General features: G+C 62.6%; 18 protein-coding genes, 1 pseudogene and 1 riboswitch. Of the genes and pseudogenes, 4 read left to right on the forward strand and 15 right to left on the reverse strand.

Features of this window, described 5'->3' with window-relative positions:
• Positions 1-456: 456 nt before the first annotated feature.
• From NCR37_RS26060 to NCR37_RS26100, 9 genes are all read right to left on the reverse strand, one after another.
• Positions 457-1,443, reverse strand: a complete 987-nt coding sequence (locus NCR37_RS26060) for an ABC transporter permease (RefSeq protein ID WP_250475693.1) — start codon at positions 1,441-1,443, stop codon at positions 457-459.
• Positions 1,440-2,420, reverse strand: coding sequence for an ABC transporter permease (locus NCR37_RS26065; protein WP_250475694.1), 981 nt, complete (start codon positions 2,418-2,420; stop codon positions 1,440-1,442). Before NCR37_RS26065 ends, NCR37_RS26060 begins: the two co-directional genes overlap by 4 nt.
• Complete coding sequence (locus NCR37_RS26070) at positions 2,417-3,988, reverse strand: sugar ABC transporter ATP-binding protein (protein WP_250475695.1); 1,572 nt, start codon at positions 3,986-3,988, stop codon at positions 2,417-2,419. Before NCR37_RS26070 ends, NCR37_RS26065 begins: the two co-directional genes overlap by 4 nt.
• 36 nt (positions 3,989-4,024) lie before the next feature.
• Positions 4,025-5,152, reverse strand: coding sequence for a sugar ABC transporter substrate-binding protein (locus NCR37_RS26075; RefSeq protein ID WP_250475696.1), 1,128 nt, complete (start codon positions 5,150-5,152; stop codon positions 4,025-4,027).
• Between the two features lie 743 nt (positions 5,153-5,895).
• Positions 5,896-7,359 (reverse strand): dihydropyrimidinase, encoded by a 1,464-nt coding sequence (hydA, locus tag NCR37_RS26080; protein ID WP_250475697.1) that lies wholly within the window; start codon positions 7,357-7,359, stop codon positions 5,896-5,898.
• A gap of 20 nt (positions 7,360-7,379) precedes the next feature.
• Complete coding sequence (locus NCR37_RS26085) at positions 7,380-8,867, reverse strand: NCS1 family nucleobase:cation symporter-1 (protein ID WP_250475698.1); 1,488 nt, start codon at positions 8,865-8,867, stop codon at positions 7,380-7,382.
• A 90-nt stretch (positions 8,868-8,957) separates the two neighbouring features.
• Entirely contained in the window at positions 8,958-10,244 is a 1,287-nt protein-coding gene (preA, locus tag NCR37_RS26090) for an NAD-dependent dihydropyrimidine dehydrogenase subunit PreA (protein WP_250475699.1), read from the reverse strand.
• Between the two features lie 20 nt (positions 10,245-10,264).
• The gene (locus tag NCR37_RS26095) at positions 10,265-11,599 is read right to left on the reverse strand and encodes an NAD(P)-dependent oxidoreductase (RefSeq protein ID WP_250475700.1); all 1,335 of its coding nucleotides are present in this window, start codon (positions 11,597-11,599) and stop codon (positions 10,265-10,267) included.
• 85 nt (positions 11,600-11,684) lie between these two features.
• Complete coding sequence (locus tag NCR37_RS26100) at positions 11,685-12,965, reverse strand: Zn-dependent hydrolase (protein ID WP_250475701.1); 1,281 nt, start codon at positions 12,963-12,965, stop codon at positions 11,685-11,687.
• A gap of 374 nt (positions 12,966-13,339) precedes the next feature.
• On the opposite strand from NCR37_RS26100, the gene NCR37_RS26105 reads away from it, so the two are divergent.
• Positions 13,340-14,053 (forward strand): TetR/AcrR family transcriptional regulator, encoded by a 714-nt coding sequence (locus tag NCR37_RS26105; RefSeq protein ID WP_250475702.1) that lies wholly within the window; start codon positions 13,340-13,342, stop codon positions 14,051-14,053.
• Between the two features lie 44 nt (positions 14,054-14,097).
• On the opposite strand, the gene NCR37_RS26110 is transcribed toward NCR37_RS26105, so the two are convergent.
• The gene (locus tag NCR37_RS26110; protein ID WP_250475703.1) at positions 14,098-15,162 is read right to left on the reverse strand and encodes an extracellular catalytic domain type 2 short-chain-length polyhydroxyalkanoate depolymerase; all 1,065 of its coding nucleotides are present in this window, start codon (positions 15,160-15,162) and stop codon (positions 14,098-14,100) included.
• Between the two features lie 477 nt (positions 15,163-15,639).
• Here NCR37_RS26110 and NCR37_RS26115 point away from each other — a divergent pair, with 477 nt between their 5' ends.
• A complete protein-coding gene (locus NCR37_RS26115) occupies positions 15,640-16,638 on the forward strand; it encodes an SGNH/GDSL hydrolase family protein (RefSeq protein ID WP_250475976.1) in 999 nt (332 codons plus the stop codon).
• A gap of 351 nt (positions 16,639-16,989) precedes the next feature.
• On the opposite strand, the gene NCR37_RS26120 is transcribed toward NCR37_RS26115, so the two are convergent.
• The 5 genes from NCR37_RS26120 to NCR37_RS26140 form a co-directional block, all read right to left on the reverse strand.
• Positions 16,990-17,262 (reverse strand): hypothetical protein, encoded by a 273-nt coding sequence (locus tag NCR37_RS26120; protein ID WP_250475704.1) that lies wholly within the window; start codon positions 17,260-17,262, stop codon positions 16,990-16,992.
• Between the two features lie 249 nt (positions 17,263-17,511).
• The gene (locus NCR37_RS26125; RefSeq protein ID WP_250475705.1) at positions 17,512-19,149 is read right to left on the reverse strand and encodes a hybrid sensor histidine kinase/response regulator; all 1,638 of its coding nucleotides are present in this window, start codon (positions 19,147-19,149) and stop codon (positions 17,512-17,514) included.
• Positions 19,150-19,623: 474 nt separating this feature from the next.
• Positions 19,624-20,442 carry a multicopper oxidase domain-containing protein gene (locus NCR37_RS26130; protein WP_350029098.1) on the reverse strand — a complete coding sequence of 273 codons (819 nt, stop codon included), beginning with the start codon at positions 20,440-20,442 and terminating at the stop codon, positions 19,624-19,626.
• Positions 20,336-20,590: a hypothetical protein gene (locus NCR37_RS26135; RefSeq protein WP_250475707.1), complete on the reverse strand. Its 255-nt coding sequence runs from the start codon at positions 20,588-20,590 to the stop codon at positions 20,336-20,338. The genes NCR37_RS26130 and NCR37_RS26135 overlap by 107 nt, the downstream gene beginning before the upstream one ends.
• 515 nt (positions 20,591-21,105) lie before the next feature.
• Positions 21,106-22,284, reverse strand: a complete 1,179-nt coding sequence (locus NCR37_RS26140; protein WP_250475708.1) for a porin — start codon at positions 22,282-22,284, stop codon at positions 21,106-21,108.
• Between the two features lie 805 nt (positions 22,285-23,089).
• On the opposite strand from NCR37_RS26140, the pseudogene NCR37_RS26145 reads away from it, so the two are divergent.
• Both NCR37_RS26145 and NCR37_RS26150 read left to right on the forward strand, forming a co-directional pair.
• Positions 23,090-23,608, forward strand: a pseudogene (locus NCR37_RS26145) (hypothetical protein); the annotation flags it as partial.
• A gap of 334 nt (positions 23,609-23,942) precedes the next feature.
• A riboswitch (guanidine-I (ykkC/yxkD leader) is annotated at positions 23,943-24,039 on the forward strand.
• 58 nt (positions 24,040-24,097) lie between these two features.
• A complete protein-coding gene (locus NCR37_RS26150) occupies positions 24,098-25,168 on the forward strand; it encodes a putative urea ABC transporter substrate-binding protein (protein WP_250475710.1) in 1,071 nt (356 codons plus the stop codon).
• Positions 25,169-25,180 lie beyond the last annotated feature (12 nt).

Consider the following 25,180-nt stretch of genomic DNA (forward strand, 5'->3'; position numbering starts at 1 on the left):
AAGCAACCTTGCTTGCGTTTCAGTGACTTGAGTATAGGTAAGCGTCTACTTAAGATTAACGACCGTTTCAACAAGTCATTCTTGCTAAATTACGGATAACCCTAGGATCGAGTCCACCGGCATCCGAGTGTCGGTTGCGCTCATGTTCAGTGAAAGCGCAGCGTCTCGGCGCGACGCGTAGCTTTTCGCGCCTCCTCTCTTCTTCGCGGTGGTGGCGACTCGGTATCGCGACAGAAAGGCTGTCGATTCCCTTTGATGCGCCGCACTTCTCGCTTCGCGATTCACGTCGTGGCATTAATGGGTGCGCTCGGAGAACCGCCTCCGTGGAAAGCGCACGGGAAGCACACGCGGGAACGGCTGCGCGCGCGTCCATGCTTCACTGCAAACGGGAACCCTGCGGCAGCGATTTCTTGGAAGCACCGCCCTAACCGACAGCGACAAACACCGCCCCGCTCCCTACCCCTGCCGCTTGGTCCGCCCGTACAGCAGCAGCATCGCCGCGATCACCACGCCGTAGATGATCTGGCGCCCCGCCTCCGGCATCTGCGCGACCGAAAGGATGGACTGTAGAAGCGTGATGAGAATCGCGCCGGCCACGGTTCCGAGGTACGATCCCCGGCCGCCAAGAATCGACGTGCCGCCGAGCACGACCGCCGCGATGGCCGGCAGCAGATAGGCATCGCCCATCGACTGCGCGGCCTTCGATGCGTAACCCGCCAGCAGCACGCCGCCGAAGGCCGCGAACCCGCTGCACACGGCGAACGCGGCCACCGTGACCATTCGCGTGTTGATGCCGGAAAGATAAGCCGCGCGTTCCGTGTTGCCGATGGCGTACAGCGTCCGGCCGAAGGTCGTGCGCGACAGCAGGAACATCGTGGCAGCGCCGATGACGACCCACAGCGCCACCGCGTTCGGCACGCCCGGCACGAGCCATCCCGCCGCGAGCCATCGCATCACGTCCGGCGCGGAATCCTGCGGCGACGATCCGCCCGTGTAGACGATCATGATGCCCTGCGCGACGGCATTGGTCGCGAGCGTCGCGATCATCGACGGAATGCGCAGCAGCGCCACGAGCACGCCGTTGACCATGCCGATCAGCACGCCGCAACCTATTCCAGCCGGAATCGCGAGCACGCGTCCGAGTTCGCCATGTCCCGCGACGGCGCACGCCATCATTGCGCCTACGGTGATCGTCCACGGGAGCGACAAGTCGATATGGCCGAGCAGGATCACCATCATCAGGCCGGTCGCGATGATGCCGAGAAACGCGCCGACCTTCAGTTGCAGCAGGATGTACTCCGGCGACGTGAAGTTGCGCGAGAACATGCCGCCGACAAGCAGCAGCGCGACGATGCACCCGAACGCGATCAAGATCGGCTTGTCGATTCTGCGTGCGAGCCTCGACACGAACGTCGTCCGGCCGTTTGCGGAAACGTCGCTCATTGGAACCACTCCAGGCGGTTGCGGACCCTGAACAGCCCGCACGCGCCGATCGAAACGGCGAGCAACAGGATGATGCCCTGAAAGAGCGGCTGCCACAGTGCATCGACGTTGAACACGAACAGCAAGTCACCTATCGAGCGGAACGCGAATGCGCCGAAGATCGCGCCGATCGCGCTGCCCCGGCCGCCCAGCAGCGACACGCCGCCGATCACCACGGCCGCGATCGAAAATAAGGTGTACGAATTAGCGCTACCGAGGCTCGCTTCGCCGGTGTCCGTGAAGAACGTCAGAAACAGGCCTCCGATGGCGGCAAGCAGTCCGGCGAGCGTGTAGCTCACCAGTTTCGCACGGCGGATCGGCATGCCCGACAAAAAGGCCGCAGGCTCGGAGGACCCGGTCGCGTAAGCCGCGCGTCCGACCGCCGAACGCTTGAAAGGAAGCCAGACGATCACCACGGCGGCGAGCAGGATCAGCAGGCTCGCCGGCAGCACGCCCGCGACTTTGCCGGTGAGTACGTCGGCGAGATCCTCGTTGATCGATCCGCCGGGAACCGGGCGCAGCAGCAGCGCCAATCCGTAATAGACGGCGCCCGTGGCGATGGTCGTGACGATCGGCTGCAGACGGCCGAAGATGATGATGACGCCGTTGAGCGCGCCGCACAGCGCGCCCGCCGCGAGCACGCCGGCGATGCCGAGCGCGCTGTGCGGCGCGTCGCCCGTCACCATCCACGATGCAAGGCAGTTCGTGAGCACGAGCATCATGCCGATCGAGAGGTCGATCCCCGCCGTCAGCACGACGAGCGTCTGGCCCATCGAAACCAGCGCGAGCAACACCGCCTTGTTCGCCGCCGTCTGAATGACGTTAGCCGACAGGTTCGACGGATAGTTGAAGAGGTAGATTGCAAACATCAGCACGAACAGGCCGAACGCGAACGCCGACCCGCGATTCTCCGCATACCAGTAACGCAAGCCGCTCATGGCGCGACTCCTTCTGAAGCCGAAGTTTGACCGACCGGCAAGTCCAGCGCGCTCGCAATGAGGCTCTGCTCGGTGATGGCAGAACCGGCGAGTTCCTTCTTGATCTTGCCTTCGTAGAGCACGAGCACGCGGTCGCAGCAACCGATCAGCTCGTCGTAGTCGGTCGAGTAGAAGACGATCGCCGCGCCTTCGTCGGCGAGGCGCCGGAGCAACTGATAGATCTCCTGTTTCGTGCCGACGTCGATGCCGCGCGTCGGATCGCAGAGAAGCAGGATTCTAGGCTGCCGGATCAGCCATTTCGCGATGACCACCTTCTGCTGGTTGCCGCCCGATAGCGAGTCCACGGCCGCATCGAGGCTGAACGACTTGATCGCGAGCAAGCTCATCATCCGGTCGACGAACGACTGCTGGCGGCCGCGATCGATCACGCCCGCCATGGACATGCGATCGAGCGCGGCAAACGACAGGTTTTCGCGCAAGGACATCGGCAACATCAGCCCTTCGGTCTTGCGATCCTCGGGAATCAGCGCCATGCCGATCCGGTCGGCGCGGGCCGCGCGGGGGCTCGCAACAGACACCGCCCGGCCATCGATCTCGATCTCGCCCGCGCAACCGCGCAGCACGCCGAACAACGCGAGCAACAGTTCGCGCTGGCCTTGTCCGTCGAGGCCGCCCAGCCCCAGAATCTCACCGCGCCTCAACGAAAAGCTGACGCCCCGAAGCGTGTCGTTCCACGCGAGATCGCGGCAGGCGAGCACGGGTTTCGGGGCGCTGCTTTGCGTAGCTTCGTCGGGTTCGCGTTCGGGTTTGTCGGGGAAAACGTGCTGATACTTCCGCCCGATCATCATCTCGACGACCTCGTTGTCGGAGCGCGTGCCCGCCTCGAAGCTCATCACATGACGGCCGTTACGGTAGACGGTGCATTCGTCCGCGAGCGCTTTTACCTCGTGCATCCGGTGCGAGATGAAAAGCAGCGCGAGCCCTTCCTCGCGCAGGCGCTTGAGCACCTCGATAACGCGCGCCACGTCTGCTGCGGTCAGCGCCGAGGTGGCCTCGTCGAGAATCAGGATGCGCGGCTCGTGCGCGAGCCCCTTCGCGAGTTCGACCATTTGCTGGCGCGACAGCGGCAGGTCGCGGACTTTCGCAAGCGGATTGATGTCGGGCGCGCCCGCGCGAGCGAGCGCGGCCTCGGCTTGCCGGCGCTGCGCCCGGCGATCGATCATGCCGAAGCGGCGCGGCGGATTCGACGCGAAGATGTTGTCCGCCACGCTGAGATCGGGGACCAGCGAGAGCTCCTGATACACGCAGACGATGCCGGCCGCGTTGGCGGCGGCCGGCGACGCGAACGAGACTTCGCGGCCATCGAGATGCATCGTGCCCTTGTCCGGCTGCACGACGCCTGACATCACCTTCAGAAGCGTGGACTTGCCCGCGCCGTTTTCGCCGAGGACCGCGTGGATGCGTCCCCTGCGCACCGCGAGCTCCGCGTGATCCAGCGCGACGGCGCCGCCATAGCTCTTCGAAATCCCGGACATCTGAAAGAACGGCCGCTCCGCATCCCGCCGCATGCTTCGTCCTCCATCTTCTCGTCGCCCGCGATCTGGTTACTGGTTACCCTGACTCTGTCTCATGATTTCCTGCGCCGAGAAGTTGATGCCGCACGTCGGAAACGCGTTGCCGACGAAGAAGTTGTCGGACTCGTTCGGGAAGTAGTTGACGCCCGCCTTCAGCTTCGAGTCGTCCGTGATGTCGAGCGGCAGCTTGATCGCGACGGGTATCGTCTGGCCGTCGAGCGCGGCGAGCGCTGTCTTGATCGCGACGGCCACCTGCGCCGGACCGCTTCCCGCCGACGTGCATTTGAGGCCCTGGCTGCCATACTGCGCGCAGAACTTGCGAAAGCCGTTTTCCGTTTCGCCGCCGAACGGCACGAAGGGATGCTTCGCGTCGAGCATCGCGCGCACGACACCCGTGTCGCCGCCCTGCGCCGAGATACCATCGAAATGGCCCTGTACAGCGATTGCGTCGGCGGCGGCCTTTTGCGCGACGCCGTCGTCCCACTTGCCATAGACCTGGACGATGTTCCACTTCTTGCCTGTCTGATCCAGCGTCTTCTGGAAGCCGTTGTGCCGGTCGGTATCGACCGACGTGCCTGCCACGCCGCGAACCTCGAGCACCTTGCCGCCGTTCGGCACATGATCCGCGAGCCACTTGGCCCATAGCACGCCGAGCCCGTACTGATCGACGTCGACGTTGATCGCGTCCTCGCTGTCGAGCGTGTTGTCGAATGCGATCAGCACGACACCGGCCTTCTTCGCGCGACGAATCGCCGGGCCGAACGAGGATGGGTTCTGCGCATCCACGATGATCGCGTCATAGCCCGCATCGATGAAGTTGTTGACGGCCGAGATCTGCGCCGGCACGTCCTCGCCTGTCGAGACGACCTTGAATTCCTTCAGCTTCGCGGCGACTGCCGGTTGCGCGGTATAGGCCTTGGCCGTCTTGATCATCTGAATGCGCCAGGTGTTCGCAATATAGCCATTCACGAGCGCGATGCGGTACGGCGCGTTCTTCTTCGCATACTTGATGAACTTCGTGTCGCTCTTCCACGGGACCATGCACGTGGGGTCGCTGGCTGGGCCCGAAACGATCGACGCCTGCGCGAAGGCGGCGCTTGCGCCTAGCGCGAGCGCCGCCGTGACTGCCACTCGAAGCACCTGGATTCCTGCAAGCATGGCGTCTCCTCTTTGTTGAATTGAATTCACCGGCTGCTGGCGCACATCGCGTCGCGGATGCGCGGCACGATGTGCGAGAAGCACGACTCCTGCGGACTTGCTATACCGCCACTGAATCGGACTAGCAGAAGAATCTGTTCGAAGGTGCCCGTACAAGACGCCAGAAAGGGCACGCGCGTACGCGTTCGCTTTTGACAGTACTGACATACCTAGCCACGCGCGATAGTGGTTTACGAGCGGGCGTGAGGCTTGCCGAAACCGTGATCTGTTCGCACTTGATATAAGCCGGACGATGCTGCGTTGCACAGCAAGCGGCGTATTGATTCGCTGAGGCTTCGGGGCGCTTTCGAGGACGTGTGCTCAAGTGCTCAACAAGGAGCATGCGCTGAGCGAGCGATGGCCTGTCTCGTGTTGGTACTGAGCGTCCTTCTGCGGAGCGCCGATGAACTTCCGAGGCGCTCGTTTCACGCAGAAATCTTTGTGTTCGATCAAGCGCGAGACATGGCGAACCGCTGCAGCATCGGCCTGAGAAGACGTCGCACCGTCGGCGCGCGACAGCTTATCTGCGCCCCCTACCTTCCTATACTTCCACTTGGGTGTAGAAGTCGACGCGTGTCAACATTGGCCCAGTGCTTGCTTCTTTTGGCACCACAACATCCGGCGATTCGACCGGCACTTGCCTAAGGAGGAGGACGCGACCAAGCCCCGCGTTCCGAACACGGGGCTTCCTCATCGCACCCGATTCAAGCCGTTTCGGCGCGCTCCACAGGATGCGGTTCTTTCAACTTGTTCGCCACGCGTGCGGCTTCGAAATACGATGCGTTCGGCGGACGCTTCAGATATTGCCCCGCGCCGCGCACCGCGCGCAGATCGCCATCGGTCCAGGCAAGCGCGCCGCGCGTGAGCGTGTGCGTGGCCACGCCCTGCACCGTCATGCCCTCGAACACATTGAAGTCCACCTGCTGATGATGCGTCTTCACCGAGATCGTGCGCGACGCCTGCGGGTCCCAGACGACGAGGTCCGCATCGGCGCCGACCTGAACCGCGCCCTTGCGCGGATATAGATTGAATATCTGCGCCGCGTTCGTCGATGTGACGCGCACGAACTCGTTCGGCGTGAGACGCCCCATGTTTACACCGTGATGCCACAGCACGGCCATGCGATCTTCCACGCCGCCGCAACCGTTCGGAATCTTGGTGAAGTCTTCGCGTCCCATCGCTTTCTGCGACGCGCAGAAGACGCAGTGATCCGTCGCCGTCGTATGCAACTGGCCCGATTGCAGCCCGCGCCACAACGCCTCGCGATGCTCGCTCGTGCGGAACGGCGGGCTCATGACGTGCGCGGCGGCGCGCGTCCAGTCGGGATCGCGGTACACGGATTCATCGATCACGAGATGGCCCGGCAGCACTTCGCCGAACACGCGCAGTCCGTCGTTGCGCGCCTTCGCAATGACATCGACCGCATCTTTCGCCGACACATGCACGATGTAAAGCGGCACGCCCAGCACCTGTGCAATGCGGATCGCGCGATTGGCCGCCTCGCCCTCCACTTCGGGCGGACGCGAGAGCGGATGCGCCTCCGGTCCCTTGAAGCCCTTCGCGAGCAACTGCTTCTGCAACTGGAATACGAGCTCGCCGTTCTCCGCATGCACGGTCGGCAGCGCGCCGAGTTCGAGCGAGCGCGTGAAGCTGTTCACGAGCACTTCGTCGTCGGCCATGATCGCGTTCTTGTAGGCCATGAAGTGCTTGAAGCTCGACACGCCGTGCTCGTGCACGAGCAGGCCCATGTCGCGATGCACGGACTCGTCCCACCATGTCACGGCAACATGGAAACCATAATCCGCCGATGCCTTCTCCGCCCAGCCGCGCCATTCCCTGAAGGCGTCCATGAGCGGCTGCTTTGGGCTCGGAATCACGAAGTCGATGATGCTCGTCGTGCCGCCCGACAATCCCGCCGCGGTGCCGCTGTAGAAGTCGTCGCTCGCGGTCGTGCCCATGAACGGCAGTTCCATGTGCGTATGCGGATCGATGCCGCCGGGCATCACGTACTGGCCGCCTGCATCGACGATTTGCGTGTCGGCGGCGACATCGAGGTCCTGGCCGATGGCGAGTATCGTGCCTCCCGCCTGCGGATCGGCGCACAGCACATCGGCGCGATAGCTGCGGTCCGCGTCGATGACGGTGCCGCCGCGAATGAGAATAGGCATGGGTCGTCCTCCGTTGATGTTCAAGCGCTCAGCATGTCGGCACGCGGGCTGCCGCGCAGTTTCATCCATGATCCATACACGAGCGCGGCCAGCACGAGGCCGACGAACCACGCATACGTGTAGACCGTGTTGAAAAACGCGGGCACGTTGGGAAAGGAAGCGGGAAATGCGGTATGCAGGAACCCGGGCAAATTCGGCAATACGCCGATCAGGAGCGCGACGACCGCGGCGATGTTCCAGCCGCCGTGATACGCGTACTCGCCGTCTTCCTCGAAGAGTTCGCGATGATCGAGCCGGGTGCCGCGAATGAAGAAGTAATCGACCATCATGATGCCCGCCACCGGCCCGAGCAACGCCGAGTAGCCGACGAGCCACGTGAAGATATAGCCTTGCGTGGTGGCGAGAATCTTCCACGGCATCATGACGATGGCGATGGTCGCCGTGATCATGCCGCCCGCGCGATACGAGATGCCCTTCGGCCACAGGCTCGAAAAGTCGTAAGCGGGTCCGACGAGGTTGGCCGCGAGATTGCAGCACATCGTATCGAGCGTGAGAATAATGAGCGCGACGCCCACGCCGATGCCCGTCATGCGGCTCGTGAGATCGATCGGGTCCCAGATGGCCTTGCCGTAGATCACCACCGTCGCGGAAGTCACGACGACGGAGATGACGGAGAGCAGCGCCATCGGCAGCGGCAGGCCGATCGACTGTCCGACCATCTGATCGCGCTGCGTGCGTGCGAAGCGCGTGAAGTCGGGAATGTTGAGGGCGAGTGTTGCCCAGAAGCCGACCATGGCGGTGAGGCCCGGCCAGAACGTCGCCCAGAACATGCCCTCCTTCTTGCCGCCGGCGACGAACTGCGACGGCGCTGAGAGCATCGAACCGATGCCGCCCGCCTTGGACGTTGCCCACCACACGAGCGCCACGCACATCACCACCTTGATCGGCGCGGACCAGCTTTCGAGCCAGCGGATCGAATCGGTGCCATGCCAGATGAAGTAGAGTTGCAAAGCCCAGAACAGCAAGAAGCAGCCGAGTTGCCCGACGGAAATGTCGAGCAGCGGCAATGCCGCGCCGTGCAGCGCATTACCCGTGAGGATGTTCAGTAGCGTATAGATCGCGCTGCCGCCTAGCCACGTCTGAATGCCGTACCAGCCGCACGCGACGATCGCGCGCAAGAGCGCCGGCAGCTTCGCGCCCTGCGTGCCGAAAGACGAACGCACGAGCACCGCGTAGGGAATGCCGTGCTTCGCGCCGGCATGGCCGATCAGAAGCATCGGTACCAGCACGATCACGTTGCCGAGCAGCACGGTCATCACGGCCTGCCACGGCGACATGCCCTGATCGGTGAGTCCCGCCGCCAGCATGTACGACGCGATGTTCATCACCATGCCGACCCACAACGCTGCGAAGTGATACCACTTCCACGTGCGTTGCGCCGGGCCGGTCGGCGCCAGATCGTCGTTGTAAAGGCTGCTCGATTCGACGTTACGCGCTGTCTGATTCATCGGATGCACTCCGCTTCAAGGTATTCGCCGCGCCATCGCATCTGCGCGCGATGTGCGCCGCGGGGGTCAATGACGAGCGCTGCGTGTGATTCAGGCCGCTTTCGCGGGCTCTTCGACGTTCTCGCGAGCCGGATTGTTCGGGTGCGTGGTCCAGTTCGCGTATTCGCCGGCATCGACGCGTTCCATCGTGATGCACTGCTCGACGGGACAGACGTGCATGCACAGGTTGCAGCCGACGCATTGCGCATCCACCACTTCGAAGTGACGCTTGCCGTCCTTCTCCTTCAGGATCGCCTGATGCGACGTGTCCTCGCACGCGATATGACACAGTCCGCACTTGATGCACTTGTCCTGATCGATGCGGGCCTTGATGTCGTACTTGAGATTGAGGTACTTCCAGTCGGTGACGTTCTGCACGGCGCGGCCGCGAATGTCGTCGAGGCTCGCGTAGCCCTTCTCGTCCATCCAGTTCGAGAGGCCATCGGCCAGATCGGTGACGATGCGAAAGCCATAGTGCATCGCCGCCGTACACACCTGCACGCTGCCTGCGCCGAGCACCATGAACTCGGCCGCATCGCGCCACGACGAAATGCCGCCGATGCCCGAGATCGGCAGATCGGGCGTCTCGGGATCGCGCGCGATTTCCGCGACCATGTTGAGCGCGATCGGCTTGACCGCCGGTCCGCAATAGCCGCCGTGCGTGCCCTTGCCGTCGACGGTCGGCATGGGCGCCATCTGGTCGAGGTCGACGGCGACGATCGAGTTGATCGTGTTGATGAGCGACACACCGTCCGCGCCGCCCTTGAACGCGGCGCGCGAGCCCATGCGAATGTCGCTGATATTGGGCGTGAGCTTGACGAGGCACGGCAGCCTGGTGCCTTCCTTGACCCAGCGTGTCACCATCTCCACGTACTCGGGAACCTGCCCCACGGCTGCGCCCATTCCGCGTTCGCTCATGCCGTGGGGGCAGCCGAAGTTGAGTTCGACTGCATCCGCGCCCGTGTCCTCCACTTGCGTCAGAATCCACTTCCAGTCTTTCTCGTTGCACGGAACCATCAATGAAACGATCAATGCGCGATCGGGCCAGTCACGCTTCACTTGCTCGATCTCGCGCAGGTTCACGTCGAGCGGCCGATCAGTGATCAGCTCGATGTTGTTGAGCCCCGCGATGCGCTGCCCGTTCCATTGCACCGCGCCGTATCGCGAACTCACGTTCACCACATGCGGATCGAGCCCGAGCGTTTTCCACACGACGCCGCCCCAGCCCGCCTCGAACGCGCGGTTGACGTTGTAGGCTTTGTCGGTAGGCGGCGCCGAAGCGAGCCAGAAAGGATTCGGCGACGAGATGCCGGCGATGTTGCAGCGAAGATCGGCCATGTTCGTGTCTCCTCTTCGAATCAGGCGGCTTTGATTGCAGTCAGTTCGAACGACGCGTCGATCGACGCGGCCGCGAGCTTGCCGTCCTGCACGGCCTGCACGGTGAGATCGAGCCCTTCGTGGGTGGCGCAGTCGCCGCCGGCCCACACTTTTGCGAGCGTCGTCTGCCGATTCTCGTCGGTCACGATGCGCCCGCCGTCGAGCGTCAGCAGTTCGCGCCCGATGCCGACGGGCACGAGCGTCTGACCGATCGCCTTCAGGACCATGTCGGCTTCGATCACGAAGCGCTCGGCGTCGCGTTGGAATTCGACGCCTGTCACCTGACCGTTCTCGCCGATGAGACGCACGGGCTGCGCATGCGTGACGATGTGCACGCCATTGGTCTGCGCAAACTCGCGCTCGGCCCATGTCGCGCTCATGTTTTCGACGCCGCGCCGGTAGGCCATCGTCACATTCGTCGCGCCTAGCTTGCGGCTTTGCACGCACGCATCGACGGCCGTGTTGCCGCCGCCGATCACGACCACCCGACGGCCGACCGGCACGCTCGCGAGGTCATCGGCCTGACGCACCTGCTCGATGAAATCGACCGCGTTCATCACGCCGTTCAGGGACTCGCCTTCGAGCGCGAGTTCGCGCACGCCTGCGAGCCCCATCGCGATAAACACCGCATCATATTGCTTGCGCAAGTCGTCGAGCGTGAAATCGCGTCCGAGCGCCTGACCGGTCCGGATCTCGATGCCGCCTATCGAATGAAGCCACTCGATCTCGCGCTGCGCGTAGTCGTCGACCGTCTTGTAGGCCGCGATGCCGAACTCGTTGAGACCGCCCGGCTTGTTGCGCGCATCGAAGATCACGGCGCGATGTCCCGCCAGCGCCAGTCGATAAGCGCACGCGAGACCCGCCGGTCCCGCGCCGACGATCGCAATGCGCCTTCCGGTTTCCGGCGCGCGGCTGAACAACGCAACGTCTTTCGACATGGCCCAGTCGGTCGCGTGACGTTGCAATGCGCCGATTTGCACGGGCTCGTCGCCCGGGTGATTGCGCACGCAACTTCCTTCGCAGAGGATCTCGGTCGGACACACGCGCGCGCACATGCCGCCGAGCGGATTGGCCGAGAGAATGTCGGACGCCGCGCCCTTCAAGTTGCCGTTGCCGATCTTGCGGATAAAGCCCGGTATGTCGATGCGCGTCGGACAGGCTTGCACGCATGGCGCGTCATAGCAGTAGTGGCAGCGGCTCGCGGCGGCGGCCGCAGCGGCCGCGTCGAGCAGCGGCGCGACGTCCGAGAATTCGCACGTGAGACGTTCGTGTGTCTGTCGATGGCTCGCAATATCGCCGAGGGTCTTCATGGTCATGCGCGTTCCTTGTCGAAGGCGTGACGGTGCCTTCCGTCCGCAGGGGAGCGGACGGCCGGAAGTGATGATTGGAAAACGGCGCGGCTCAGGGAGCCGGTTCGGATGCGCGTTCGAGCATGGCGTGCAGCAACACGTTCGCGCCCGCTTCGATCCACTCTTGCGTGGCGTCTTCTATTTCGTTATGACTGATGCCGTCGACGCACGGCACGAACACCATCGATGTGGGCGCGACCTGCGCGAGATAGCACGCATCATGGCCCGCGCCCGAGACGATATCGCGGTGCGAGTAGCCGAAGCGTTGCGCTGCCGCGCGCACCGATGCCACGCAGGCCGTATCGAACTTGACAGGTTCGTAGTAGAAGATCTGTTCGAGCTCGGTTTGCAAGCCGATCTCGCCCGCAATGCGCGCGACGCCTTCGCGCAAGGCGGCATCCATCCGCGCGAGCACGGCATCGTCCGGATGACGGAAATCGACGGTGAAGAACACGCGGCCGGGAATGACGTTGCGCGAGTTCGGATGCACCTGCATCATGCCGACCGTCGCGCACGCGAGCGGCGCATGGTCAAGGCCGATGCGGTTGACGAGATCGACCACGCGCGAGGCGCCGAGCAGCGCGTCCTTGCGGCGCGGCATCGGCGTGGGGCCGGCATGCGCTTCCTGTCCCGTCAGCGTGATTTCATACCAGCGCTGGCCCTGCGCATCGGTGACGACACCAATTGTCTTGTCTTCGGCTTCGAGGATCGGCCCTTGTTCGATATGCAGTTCGAACGCCGCATGCAGCTTGCGACCGCCGCACGGAACATCGCCCGCATAGCCGATACGCTGGAGTTCCTCGCCGATGGTCTTGCCGTCGACGTCCTTGCGCGAAAGACCGTAATCCAGCGAGAAAACGCCCGCGAACACGCCGGATGCGACCATCGCGGGCGCGAAACGCGAGCCTTCCTCGTTGGTCCAGATGACGACTTCGATCGGATGCTCGGTCTCGATGCCGCGATCGTTCAGCGTGCGAATCACTTCGAGGCCGCCGAGCACGCCGTAGATGCCGTCGAAACGGCCGCCCGTAGGCTGGGAGTCGGCATGCGAGCCGGTCACGACCGGCAATGCATCGAGATTGCGGCCCGCCCGTCGCATGAACACGTTGCCCATTTGATCGACGTGCACGGTGCAGCCCTCGGCCTTCGCCCAACTGACGATGAGATCGCGGCCTTCGCGATCGAGATCGGTGAGCGCGAGGCGGCATACGCCGCCCTTCGGCGTCGCGCCGATTTTGGCCATCGTCATCAGGCTTTCCCACAACCGCGCGCCGTTGACGCGGATCGACGTATCGAGACCGGCCTCTGTGACTGCATCCGTTAGGACGTTCATGCGCCTCGCTCCTGACGATGTGACTTCGTGTGTGAGTGACCTCGGTTCGTGCGTGCCGGTGCGCTTGCAGTGCGTTCCAGCACCCGTGCAGTGCACGTCTCTTCGTTCTGCGATGGGTGATGCAAAGAGCGGGTTTCCGGTGACCGGCGCGCTCTTCAAATCCTGTCCGGTTGGACAGGTTTTAGCCGATTAAAATAAGCAAATCAACGTATTTCGTGTGCGGGCAAACACGGAGCGGAAAAAGCGATAACCATGCCATTGCACCGCAGCATCCATGCATGCGGTGTTTGCCGACGCTTTCGTCGCGATGCAGCGCGGCGTGCGCCAGCGGCTCGATTCAGGCACGATGCAGTACAGACGGCAAGAGCGCGACGATGAGACACGACGAAGCCACGAACAGCATCACCGCAAACGAAGAGGCGCCGCCACCCTTGCGGCGACGCCGCGCGCAGATTCGCGAAACCAACGAGGTGCACCTGCTTGCCTGTGCGGAGGCGGTGTTTGCCGAGAAGGGATTAGAAGGCGCGAGCACGGCGATGATCGCCGAGCGCGCCGGCTTGCCGAAGGCCAATCTGCATTACTACTTCCCGACGAAGCTCGCGCTCTATCGCCGCGTGCTGGAAGACATATTCGAGGACTGGCATCGCGCGGCGGATACGTTCGAGTGCAGCGACGACCCGGTGCAAGCGATCGGCGGTTATGTGCGCGCGAAAATGGAGTTGTCGAGAAGACGGCCGCTCGGCTCGAAAGTGTGGGCGAGCGAAATCATTCACGGCGCGCACCACATGCAGGACATCCTGAGCGAGCGCGTGAAGCCGTGGCTGAATACGCGCGTGACGGTTATCGAGAGCTGGATCGCGCGCGGCCTGCTTGCGCCGGTCGAACCGGATACGTTCATGTTCATGATCTGGGCGATCACGCAGCATTACGCCGACTTCGATGCGCAGATTCGCGCGCTCAAAGGCAAGCGCGCGCTCACGCAAAAAGCCTTCGACGAACAGACGGAAGAAGTCGTGCGACTCGTCATTCGCGCGTGCGGGGCAGTGTCGCCGCGCGCCGTGGGAGCGTCGCATGCAGCGCATGCTTGATCATCGCACGCTAGTCGCTGCATAACAGCCTTCACTTCCGTGGACTAGGGTCGTCCGGTCACGCGTCGCACCATCGCGTATAGCACGGACAACTGCGCGCCACTCTTGAGCGCGTAGTTGGGATCGTACTGATTGGAGTAGCCCCACCAGTCGAAGCATCCGTTAGGGTTCGTCGGCCCCGGCGCGGACGACGCGACTGTGTCGGGATAGACGACGACCAGTTTGTTCGTGTCGGCCCACTCGTTGATGCCTGCTTCGGTGACCCAACGGTTTCCGATCAGCGACGCCTGTTGCAAGCAGCCATGAAGCGCCAGCACCAATCCGCATTGCTGGCCTTGCGCGCAGGCTTTCGGAACAAAGACGCTGCCCGTCGAACTCATCGAGAGGTTCGGCGACGCCCCGAACTCGGTCTGATCGAAGGTAAGCAGCGAGCCGGAGAGCTTGCCGCCGTTGCGCGGCTTCAGCGGACCGATGAACATGGTCAGCCAGGTTTTGACCGAGTCGTAGGTCGCTCCGTTGGCCGAGCAACGCACCATGTACGGGCTCCCGAGCGTGCCGCACGCAAGCTCGCCGTCGGGCGATTCCCAGCCATGCGCAGCGGGAAACGCGTTGTCGAAGTGAATCTTCGCGCCGTAATGCTGGTACTCGGATTTCAGGTCGGCCATTTCGAGTGGATTGACCACCTCGTCTTGCGTTCCAGACCAGAGATAGACAGGTTGTCCGCGCAGATTCGTCGATGGGTCGATCGTGCCGAGTGCCGATTGCGCGTCGAGATAAGTTTCCGAAGCGAAGAGCGTACTGTTATACGACGCCTGATTCGTCGGAAGCGTCAAGCCACCGCAGTTCGCTAGCGCTGTCGCAGCGCCGCCGACGCCCGCGCACCAATACACGCCGCCGGCATAGACGGCCGCCCCTTTGAACGTCGCGGAGTGCGCGACGTGCATTTGCACCGCAACGAAGCCGCCCGACGAAATGCCCGCGACGAAGACCTTCGACGGGTCGATCGTGTAGCGTTGCAGCCTGACGGTCGCGGCGTGTTGCGATCGGCCGTTCGGCGCGGCGTTATCGTTGGCGGATGAAGCGCTGACGTGCGCCGACTCTTTCGCCACAGCAGTATCGGTAACAGCCGATTCACCGCCCCCGCACCCGGCGATGCACAGAGCCAGGCCTATTGCCGACGCAAACCGAACGCCTGAGGAGATAGCACGCATCGTCGTCCCCTGCTGATTGGAAGAAACATCGAACGCTGATCGATACTGGTATGCGAGACCGCTCACGCGCTGCGAGCGATCTCAACGGTACCGTGCGCAAGGCCCGGCGAGCAACAATTACGCCCAAAGGCGCGGAAGCGGTTACCCGGTTTCTTTCCTGCCCAACGCAACGGCCTTACCGCGACCGCAATCGGCCTCATTCAACAAGGTGATCTAGAAAACGCGGGACTGTCCTCCCTCCGGCTTTGCATCATTTTTGCTCTCTCTCATCGGAGGGATACTTCGGGCTGCATTCGTATGACGCAATTGCAGGGCGGAGCCGCAGCCCTTAACGACGACACGGATACGCAAGTGCTCAAGCCGAACATCTACCCGATGATGCGAAAGACAATATCTACCCTCCTTCTTGCACTGCTTACGTCGTGCGGCGGCGGCGACAATTCGACGAGCGCCACCTCCACCAGTACGGCAGGCGGCATCAAATTACAGGTTGTGGCATTCGGCGATAGTCTGTCAGACGTCGGCACCTATGCGCCGATAGCGAGCGCGGTGGGCGGCGGACGGTTCACGACGAACCCGGGCCAGGTCTGGTCGCAGGATGTCGCGCAGTACTATGGCGACACGCTGACTGCGGCCTATGTCGTCGATCCCGGCCATGAACTGAAGGCGCAAAGCGGTCTCGGCTACGCGCAGGGCGGATCGACCGTCGCAACGCCCGCCAATCAGGAGCGGTTCCTCACCGACTTAATCGGCGACATCGAGATGCCGGTCAGTCAGCAGATTTCGAGCTATCTGTCGGCGCATACGAGCTTCAATTCGAATCAGCTGGTGCTTGTCTGGGCGGGCTCGAATGACGTGCTTCGGGCAGGCTCGCCGCCCGCCGCCGACCAGACCGTGCAGACGGCGGCGACGACGCTCGCCGGGCTGGTCGGGCAGATAGTCGGGGCCGGCGCGACGCATGTCGTCGTGGTCAACGTCCCTAATGTCGGGTTGGCGCCGGACGGTATTCGGCAAGCTGATGGCGGCGGCAACCTCTCAAGACTCTCGCAACTGTTCAATTCGACGCTGCTGACTGCCTTGCAGGCCAACAACCTGCAAAGCAAGGTCATTTTCGTCGACGCCTATACATGGACCACGCAGACCATCCAGAACTATCAGGCGAACGGGTTCACGGTAGCCAACACGGCGCAGGCCTGTGACCCGTCCAAAACGCCGGACAACACTTCGCTCTTGTGCTCGCCGTCCACGTACGTCGCCGCGAACGCCGACCAAACTTACATGTTTGCTGACTACCTGCACCCGACGACGGCCATGCACGCGCTTTTTGCGAAATACGTCGAGAAGCAGATTGCTGCGAGCGGAGTTGGGCGCTGAATTGTTTTGTAGACGGGCGTTTGGTGATCGCCTAGCGCCTCGAACTGCTCGCCGCTTTGACTCGGCTTAGTAACCCGTGCAGAAGCGCGGTTGAAGGTGGCGGGCGCTGACGTCGCTTCTCTGGCCCTGCGTTCTATTGCTGCCGGGGTTCGACGACGATCGATACTTTCGGGAAGCCGGGCTCTGGATGCCGCTTCCGCCGCGAGTTCGACGGCATCAATAAGCGGCGACCCAGTAGCCTTTCTCTACTTCAAAACCTTCTTCGTGCATTCGCAGGCTGATCATTCTCAGCAGTCTTTCCGAGCGCACGACTGCCTCGAAGAAGACCGCCGGCAGCGAGCGCTTCAGCCACTAGCTCCGGACGGGCCGCGGAACGCTTCGCAGCGTGATGTGCGTCGGCCAGTCAGGGACAGGCGGTTCCCTGCGGTCCACGTCCGCCATTCCATACGCAATGGCGAACTGCCTGGCCGACAAGGCGCACGGGAACTCGCCGAGCGCGCCGCTTGCGCGCACTTCGCCGCTGGGCGAATTCACCACGACCATCGCGGTATAAAACTCGCCATCGTCGATAACGATGGGCGACAGCGTGCACCCCTTGTACAGAATTTCGTATTCGGCTTCCATGACCGCCTTCTCTCAGTTATCTAGTGTTTTCCCAGATATTAGAGCAAGGTCGGCAATTCGTACACAGTTCTTAACCTAGTCAGCAATTTTTTCGGACGAATTGGCGAGCCGTTGACCCATCCTGACGGACGTCATCGCGCTCGCCCGTCACGGGTCTTTTCGCGCCAATGGCGCGGCAGCTAGCGCGAAGCCTTTTTCGCCAATAGTCCGCGCCGGGCGGCTCGCATGCGCCGCCGGCTTATGCCTGCGTCAGGCGGGCGCGCCCGCGCTCTCGATCGCTTCACGAAGCTGGACGACATCGACAGGCTTCGTGAAATGGAAGTCGAATCCTGCATCGCCAGTCCGCTCCCGGTCCTGCGGCTGTCCCCAGCCGGTAATGGCGATGATCGTCACATCCTTCGTTGCCGACGTCGCGCGAATTCGCCGAGCGACGTCGCAGCCGCTCATGCCCGGCAAGCCGAGGTCCAGCAGAATCACTTCCGGGCTGTAATGGCTCAGGATGTCGATGGCCTCTTCGCCTGAGTACACTGTTCGCACCTGGTGCCCTTCGAGCTCAAGGAGCGCGCTCAGCGCGTCCGCCGCATCGATATTGTCGTCAACGACCAGTATGCGATGCTTCGCACCCGCCCACATGACGGCTCCCGCGTCGCGCGCCGGTCCCGGCGCGGCCACCACGCGGGATTCGGCCGGAAGATGAATGGAGAAACAACTGCCTCGATTCTTTCCCCCGCTCGACACGGTGAGTCGGCCGCCATGCAGCTCGACCAGCGACTTCGACAGCGCAAGCCCGATCCCAAGCCCTCCCTGACGGTGGTGATCGGGGTTCACCTGCGAGAACATCGAGAAGATGGCTGACAGCTTGTCGGGCTCGATTCCGATTCCATTGTCGGCGACTGACAGCACGATCGCCTTGTCATCGGCAGTCCCTGTCAGTTCGATGCGCCCACCCGGTGGCGTGTATTTGGCGGCGTTCGTCAGCAGGTTTCCGAGTACCTGCGCGAGTCGCAGGCGGTCAGCCTCGACATGCAAGGGCCGGGCGGGCGGTTCGATCACAAGCTCGTGCGCCTTGGCTTCGAGAACCGGCCTCGCGATTTCGACTGCTTCGTCGATGACTTCCCTGAGCGCCACCGTCTCTTTGCGAAGCCTGAGCGCCCCACGCGTGATGCGTGACACATCGAGCAAGTCGTCCAGCAGCAGCGCCATCGCAGCGGACTGCCGATGCAGCACCGCGACGCACCACTTCCTGCGCTCGTCCGTCAGATCGGCTTGCTCCAGGATCTCCGCGACCTGTCTGATCGGCGCGAGCGGGTTGCGCAATTCATGGGCGAGCGTGGCGAGAAACTCGTCTTTGCGTCGGTCCGCGTCCGAGAGCGCCCGTTCCGCCCGCACGCGCGGGGTGACGTCCCCGAACCATGCCACGACGGAACCGCCCAGTGACGCGGCGACGACGTGAAACCATTGTTCGCCGTCCGCTCCATCGACGCGCACATCGAAAGCATCGCGCCCGTCGCGTTCGGCCAACGGCGCGAGACGGTCGAGCAGCAGGTCCGCATCCCACCCGGCAGGCCGCACATACAAGGTGGAGCTTCCGACCACCACCCCCGCGGCAGGGTTGAAGAGCCGCGCGGCCGCCTCGTTGAGATAGTCCCAACGAAGCTCCGCGATGTGCCCCTCGCGCACGACCGGTGTGACGATGAAAAACGGAATGCCCGCGCTATTGAGCGCGACGTCGAACCGGTGCCGCGCATCCCGCTCGACCTGTAGGAGGCGATCTGCCGCGTCGTGCGTCGCGGCTTCGGCCCGCCCCGCTCGCCGGGCCAACTGAGATAGTTGTTGCCCGGCCATCACCAGCAATGCGCCGACGATCGCGTAGGCGAGCAACACCACGCGGTCTTCGGACTGCGGCACGGCCAGACTGCCGACAGGCTGCATCCATAAGGCACCGAACGCGATGCCGCTCGCCCACAGCAATGCGCCCGAGAAAGCGCCGAATAGCACAGTGACAATCGGCAACGCCGCGCTGATGAGAAGGAACGGCAACCGTCCGTGCGCGATCATGGTAAGCCCTTGCTGGGCTACGAGTATGGCCGCGGTAGACGCAAGACCGAGCAGAAGTCGCTTCTTGAGCGGATATTGGGCGATTCGAACGATCATGTTTGCGGCCGGCTTGTCGAATATTTGTCCGCAGCATTATCCATTCCTCGCATGCGAAAAGACACAGCGACGTCCGGCCGCCGAAAAAAGAGCTCCGGCACGACCCGGAGCTTGAGGATAGCAACGATGCGGCTCAACCGCTTATGCACAAAGAGTCGAGCGCGTCGGAGTCAAACGTGGCAGAACTTTCTGCGCTCGCGCAATCCTTCAACCCGATGGCGGCGACGCTGATGCACGTCTGATAGGGAACGCATTGCCACCGGCAAGAACGGCCAATGCGAATGCAATGAGAAGCGGCGCGTTCGTTGTATCTTGCGACTCGGCGGCCCTTCTCGTTCGCCGAGCAAATCGACGATAACGCAGCATCGAGCTCTGTATGCTCTTTGCCATCGCGCGCCTCGAACCATCGCAGAGCCTGTCGCGATGTCGATGCATCGGGTCGGTCATGCGCTGGAGCAGCGCGGTCGCGGGCGAAACGACGGCCACGTTCGCCATCATCCGCTGGTCTTCGTGATCCAGGATGTGGCAGTGCATGACGAACTCGCCGGTGAAATGCTGACAGGGCGTGCGCATCACGCGTTTATAGCCCGGCTTGACGAAGAACGTGTCGCGGATCACGTCCTTCATGCCGCAGTATTCGGTGTCGCCGGTTGCCCGTTCCGCCGCCGTGCATCCGCCCGATGGATCGAAGATCGAATTGCCTGCGGGGTTCCGGATGCCCACCACACGGAACGGATTGACGTGAATGTGGAACACATGGCCACCGGCGGCCGTCGCGTTGATGGTCCATTGATCGACGTTCCCGAGCACGCCCTCGAAGGCGACCAGCGAAGGGTCATACGTCTGGCCGTTGATGACGAAGCGGAACGCGCCGGGACTCGCGGCATTCTGCGTCATCTCTAATGTTACGGATACCTGATTATTCGACGTTACATCTACGGGGAATCCGCGGTGCGAACGCGCGCAGATCGAGCGATGCCAGATCGGTCTTAGCCGGTTCCGGCAAGGCGGGGTTCGCTCCGACAAGCTGATTGCAAATGTAATGCCAGTACTTCGAGTGATTGCCGAGCGTGTTCGACGGGATCGTCACGCACTGACCGACGCGCGCGATGCCCAGCAGGCGACGGTCCTTTATCGTCCCCGACTTCGGGCGGAAGCTGATGGTCGCGGCCACGCCGCAGCGAGTTCGCTGCTGATAATCCTCGTTCGGACGCGTCCGGAAAATGGTGGCTTCTGCGCTCTTTTGCGCCGGAAAACGCGGCAAAGCCGTCGGCTTTCAGAGCCGGCTGACGAAAAGCCGTTGGACTGATTGCAGCCTTTCGCCGCGAGCGTGTCTCTGCGTCTCGGTTTCAACGTTCCGGCAATCGTCTTGTGCAAGGCACGACGGCGCGCGTTGATCATGCGCGCGCTCTCGTTCGACATGAGAGATTTGAGCGTCGCGCGGGAGACACGAGTGGACAGTCTTTTACCAAGACTCGCGATGGCTCGACACCCGTAATTGCCGCACGCATCTTCGATTGTCGAACGCATCGGTCCAACGAAACATCGCGATGTCGCGCCTGCACTGCGGATTGCGCACGGTTCGGCCGCATTGCAGATCGACGCCGAACCACGCTGCGGTTCGGCGTCCAGCCCGCGACGGTGGTATGGGCTCAACCTTGGCGCGGCGTCCCCGTTTCGATCCTAAGCCTAGAAACGGTGTCGTACGCCCACGGTGGCCTCGACCTGATTGGATGTCGATGCGGGCGCGCTGATACCGTTGATCCAGGCGACCCCCAGAGGGTTGCCCGACCTCGCGCTCACGCTTTGATAGGTGCTTTGAATGTACACGTCCGTGCGCTTGGAGAAGGCATAGTTGGCTAGCGCGCTCACCTGATTCCAGTGCGGCGCTCCGCCACCCGCGTTACCTCCCGCGCGTGAGTAAGTGTAGGCAGCCGCCAGCATGACGGCAGGTGTTAGAGCAAAGCGGATATTTCCTTCATAGTTCTGGAAGTGCGTGTTGAAGCCAGTCAGAAACAGTTCGGTCAGGTTCGTTTGCGTATAGACCAAGCCCGCAACCAACGGCCCGATCGCGTAATTCACGCCTCCGCCCCACGTCTGTTGCCGACGAGCGAGTGCCCCTAATGGCACGGAGGTCGGGGTCAACAGGCCTGACAACGAGGTTCCGAGGGTATCCGTGACCGCCCCATTCGTGTTGAGTTGTGCCGGAGTAGCGGCCGAATTGTTCAGGTGCAGATATCCGGCGCCGACGTTCAACGGGCCCCACATGTACGACATGCCGACACTGTACGCGCGATTATTCGCGAAGCCGCCGGCCTGGTTCGAGAACCCGTAAAGCGCGCCGAGTTTGAAGCCCGCGAAATCGGGACTTTGATACTTCACCGAATTGTTGATCTGAAACGAGTCGTTCAGGTTGTCGATGTCGAACGGGTGTGCGAAGTGCGTGCCGCCATACTGCGTTCCGGTAAGCGAAAGAGGTCCGAGGAAGTCAACCATGCCGTCCGTTTGACGCCCCAGGGTCAGCGAGCCGAAGTCGCGGCTGGAAACGCCCACGTAGGCCAAACGGTTGAAGATGCGATTGGCAGACGACAACTGCCCGTTGTTGATGTTGAAGCCGTTTTCCAGGTTGAAGATCGCCTGCAGTCCGCCGCCGAGGTCTTCCGCACCGCGCAGCCCCCAACGACTGTACTGAACGCCGCCGCTCGTCATCTGCCAGTTGCTGTGACCACCTGCTCCTGTGCCGGTGATCTGACTGTTCGTGTAAGTCAGGCCTGCGTCGATCAGGCCATAGAGCGTCACGCTGCTTTGCGCCTGCGCCGTGCCGGCCAGGGTAGCCAGCGCCGCTCCGGCAATCAGAGTTCTCTTCATTTGCAACTCCACGGTTGAAGTGTTTTCATTAAACGCTTCACGCCACCCCGTGCCGCAACGCCCTCTCTACGGAGAAGCTTCCGTCGTCTCAAAAGGATAGCGTCAATTTGGTCTGCGAATCTATCTGGACGTCGGGTTCGTCGTTGAATCGCAACACGTGCCGTTGCGCGTTCTGGCTGATCACCGCCCGAATAAAGCGGTTAATTAGTCATTGATTGGTTGTCCTACCGAGACGACAGACCGCATGCATAATTTATGGCTATCGTACGGACGGTGGCTGGATGCAACGTTGTTCGGAGCCAGGCGATCGCCTCTTTCGAAATAAGAATCATCGAGTGTACGGGCATCGCCTGTCCTGTGCAGGAGACGATCGTCGATAGCGTGCCGTTCTGCGTCTTGCGCCGCTTTGCGATAAAGAAACACGCGACGCACGTTTCGCGTTCCAGCACGCGGACCGCGAATATGCTGTGCGCGCCGCTCGCGGGCCATCACGCGGTGATGCTGCGGGAAGCCGTCGAAACGCTGCTACACGACGGCGACGTCACGTCACCGACTGGCATGATGGCTGCGACATTCTTTTCGATGCGCATGCGACGCGTGCAACACGTGCATGCCACCGTCCCTATGTTCGCAATCTGTCAGGCTGCGCCCCGCTGTCCTCGCTGCCGCCGCGCTTTTGGCGGATGCGGGCAAGTGTCGGCTTGCAAGCATCACGCGGATGGGCGGCCCGGTGGACGCGCGGCTCAATCCCACGGCAATCGAACGGTTCGCGAGCAGTCACGATATCGCCTGATTTTGCGACTGCACCATCGACACCGTGCCGCAGCCATATGCAGGCGCGACGAGTCGGGTTTATCGCGGCCATCTCCAGCACGCTGCGCTGTTTGCCGCACATCCCGAGCGGCAAAGCGCAATAGGCGTGCGCTGCAGGCTAAGCGCAATGAATCTTTCCGCGGAACCGTTTGCAACCACACGGCCGGAGCTCGACGAATACGCAGCCGTGCTGGAGATGCCAGAGGCGAATTTTCTCGACATCATTCGCGTCGTCTTTCAGGACGCGTTGCTTGTACGCGGACTCTGGCACGTCGACTCGAGGAAAGTACGGCCCGAGACGTTGAGAGAAACGCCGCTCTGCACCATCGAAGGAGATTGCGACGACATCACCGGCGAGGGCCGAACTCACGCGGCGCAGCCGTCTTTCGCCGCGGACCATACACCGCGGTGGCAACTGACCATCGACGGATCTGTTCACGGGGCCGCGCTGGCGCAACGCTATCCATCCGGCGCTCGCGAGATTCTCGCAACGCGTCAACGCGGACAGTAAAGATGATCGGCGGCACCGGCACCGCCATCAATGGCCACCCGCGCGCGTTCCCCGCGCGAGGCGCATGTCGTGAGGCTCGTCGGCTATCGGTCCTTGCCCGCCCCGTCTTCGCAACGCTGCATGCCAACGATCTTCGCCCCTTTTTACGGCGCAATAGAAGAAGGCGCGCCCAAAACCCGTGCATCGTGATGCGTTCCAGTGCAAGCCCTCACCCGGACTGCGCATCCCTCGCCCGACATAACCCGCACAGGCCTTGATTCGCCGCCCTTGGCACGCTTCCCGCTTTAATCGTTGCGCAAGGAGCCGGCGCGTCATCCGGTTCACCAAACAATCTGAAATGGACGGCTAGGGTTCCGGTCTGCTCGCAGATGCTGGTCCGAGAGCTGTCGACCTCGCACGAGGTTACACGGCGGGACAAAAGCCCGGGAGAGAACGCGATGTTTGCGCTGCTCCCTGCCGTCGCCAACCGTCTCCTCCGAGGTCAACCTCATGCGCAAGCTCGCCCGCTGTCTCGGCATCGCCGCCGTTTCCCTCGTCACGCTCGCCTCGAGCGCCGCGTTCGCCGCGCCCCGCAACGACTTCAAGGTGTGCTGGACCATCTATGCGGGCTGGATGCCCTGGGGTCAGGCCAAGACTCAGGGCATCGTGTCGAAGTGGGCGAAGAAGTACGGCATCAACGTCGATGTCGTGCAGCTGAACGACTACGTCGAGTCCATCAATCAGTACACGGCCGGCAAGTTCGATGGCTGCGCCATGACCAACATGGATGCGCTCACCATTCCGGCGGCGGGCGGCGTCGATTCGACCGCGCTCATCGTGAGCGACTACTCCAACGGCAACGACGGCGTGCTCATGAAGGGCAAGGGCAAGCAGATCGCCGATCTGAAGGGCCAGCAAGTCAACCTCGTGCAGTTCTCCGTGTCGCACTATCTGCTCGCGCGGGCGCTCGACAGCGCCCACATGAGCGAGCGCGATCTCAAGGTCGTCAATACATCCGATGCCGATATCTCAGGCGCATTCGCGACGCCGGCCGTTCACAACGCGGTGACATGGAACCCGATGCTCGCCGATCTCAAGGCACAGCCGAACGTCACCGAAGTCTTCGATTCCAGCAAGATCCCCGGCGAAATCATGGACATGATGGTCGTCAACACGAAGACGCTGCAGGACAATCCCGCCCTCGGCAAGGCGCTGACCGGCGCATGGTTCGAGATGGTCGCGCTCATGCACGGCAACTCCGCCGAGACCACGAACGCGCTCACCGCAATGGCGAAGTCTTCCGGCACCGATCTCGCCAACTTCAAAGGCCAGTTGTCCACCACTGCCCTCTTCTACACGCCGAAAGCGGCGCTGGATTTCGTCACGAGCCCCGACATGCCGAAGATCATGACGCGCGTCGCGAAGTTCTCGTTCGATCACGGCCTGCTCGGTCAGGACGCGAAGAGCGCGGACGCGGTGGGCATGGCGTTCGACAAGGGCGTCGTAATCGGAAACAAGAGCAATGTCAAGCTGCGCTTCGATCCGACCTATGTCGAGATGGCGGCAGCGGGCAAGCTCTGATCATCTTCGAGT

The organism is Caballeronia sp. GAFFF1 (genome assembly GCF_023630705.1).
Taxonomy (GTDB): Bacteria; Pseudomonadota; Gammaproteobacteria; order Burkholderiales; family Burkholderiaceae; genus Caballeronia.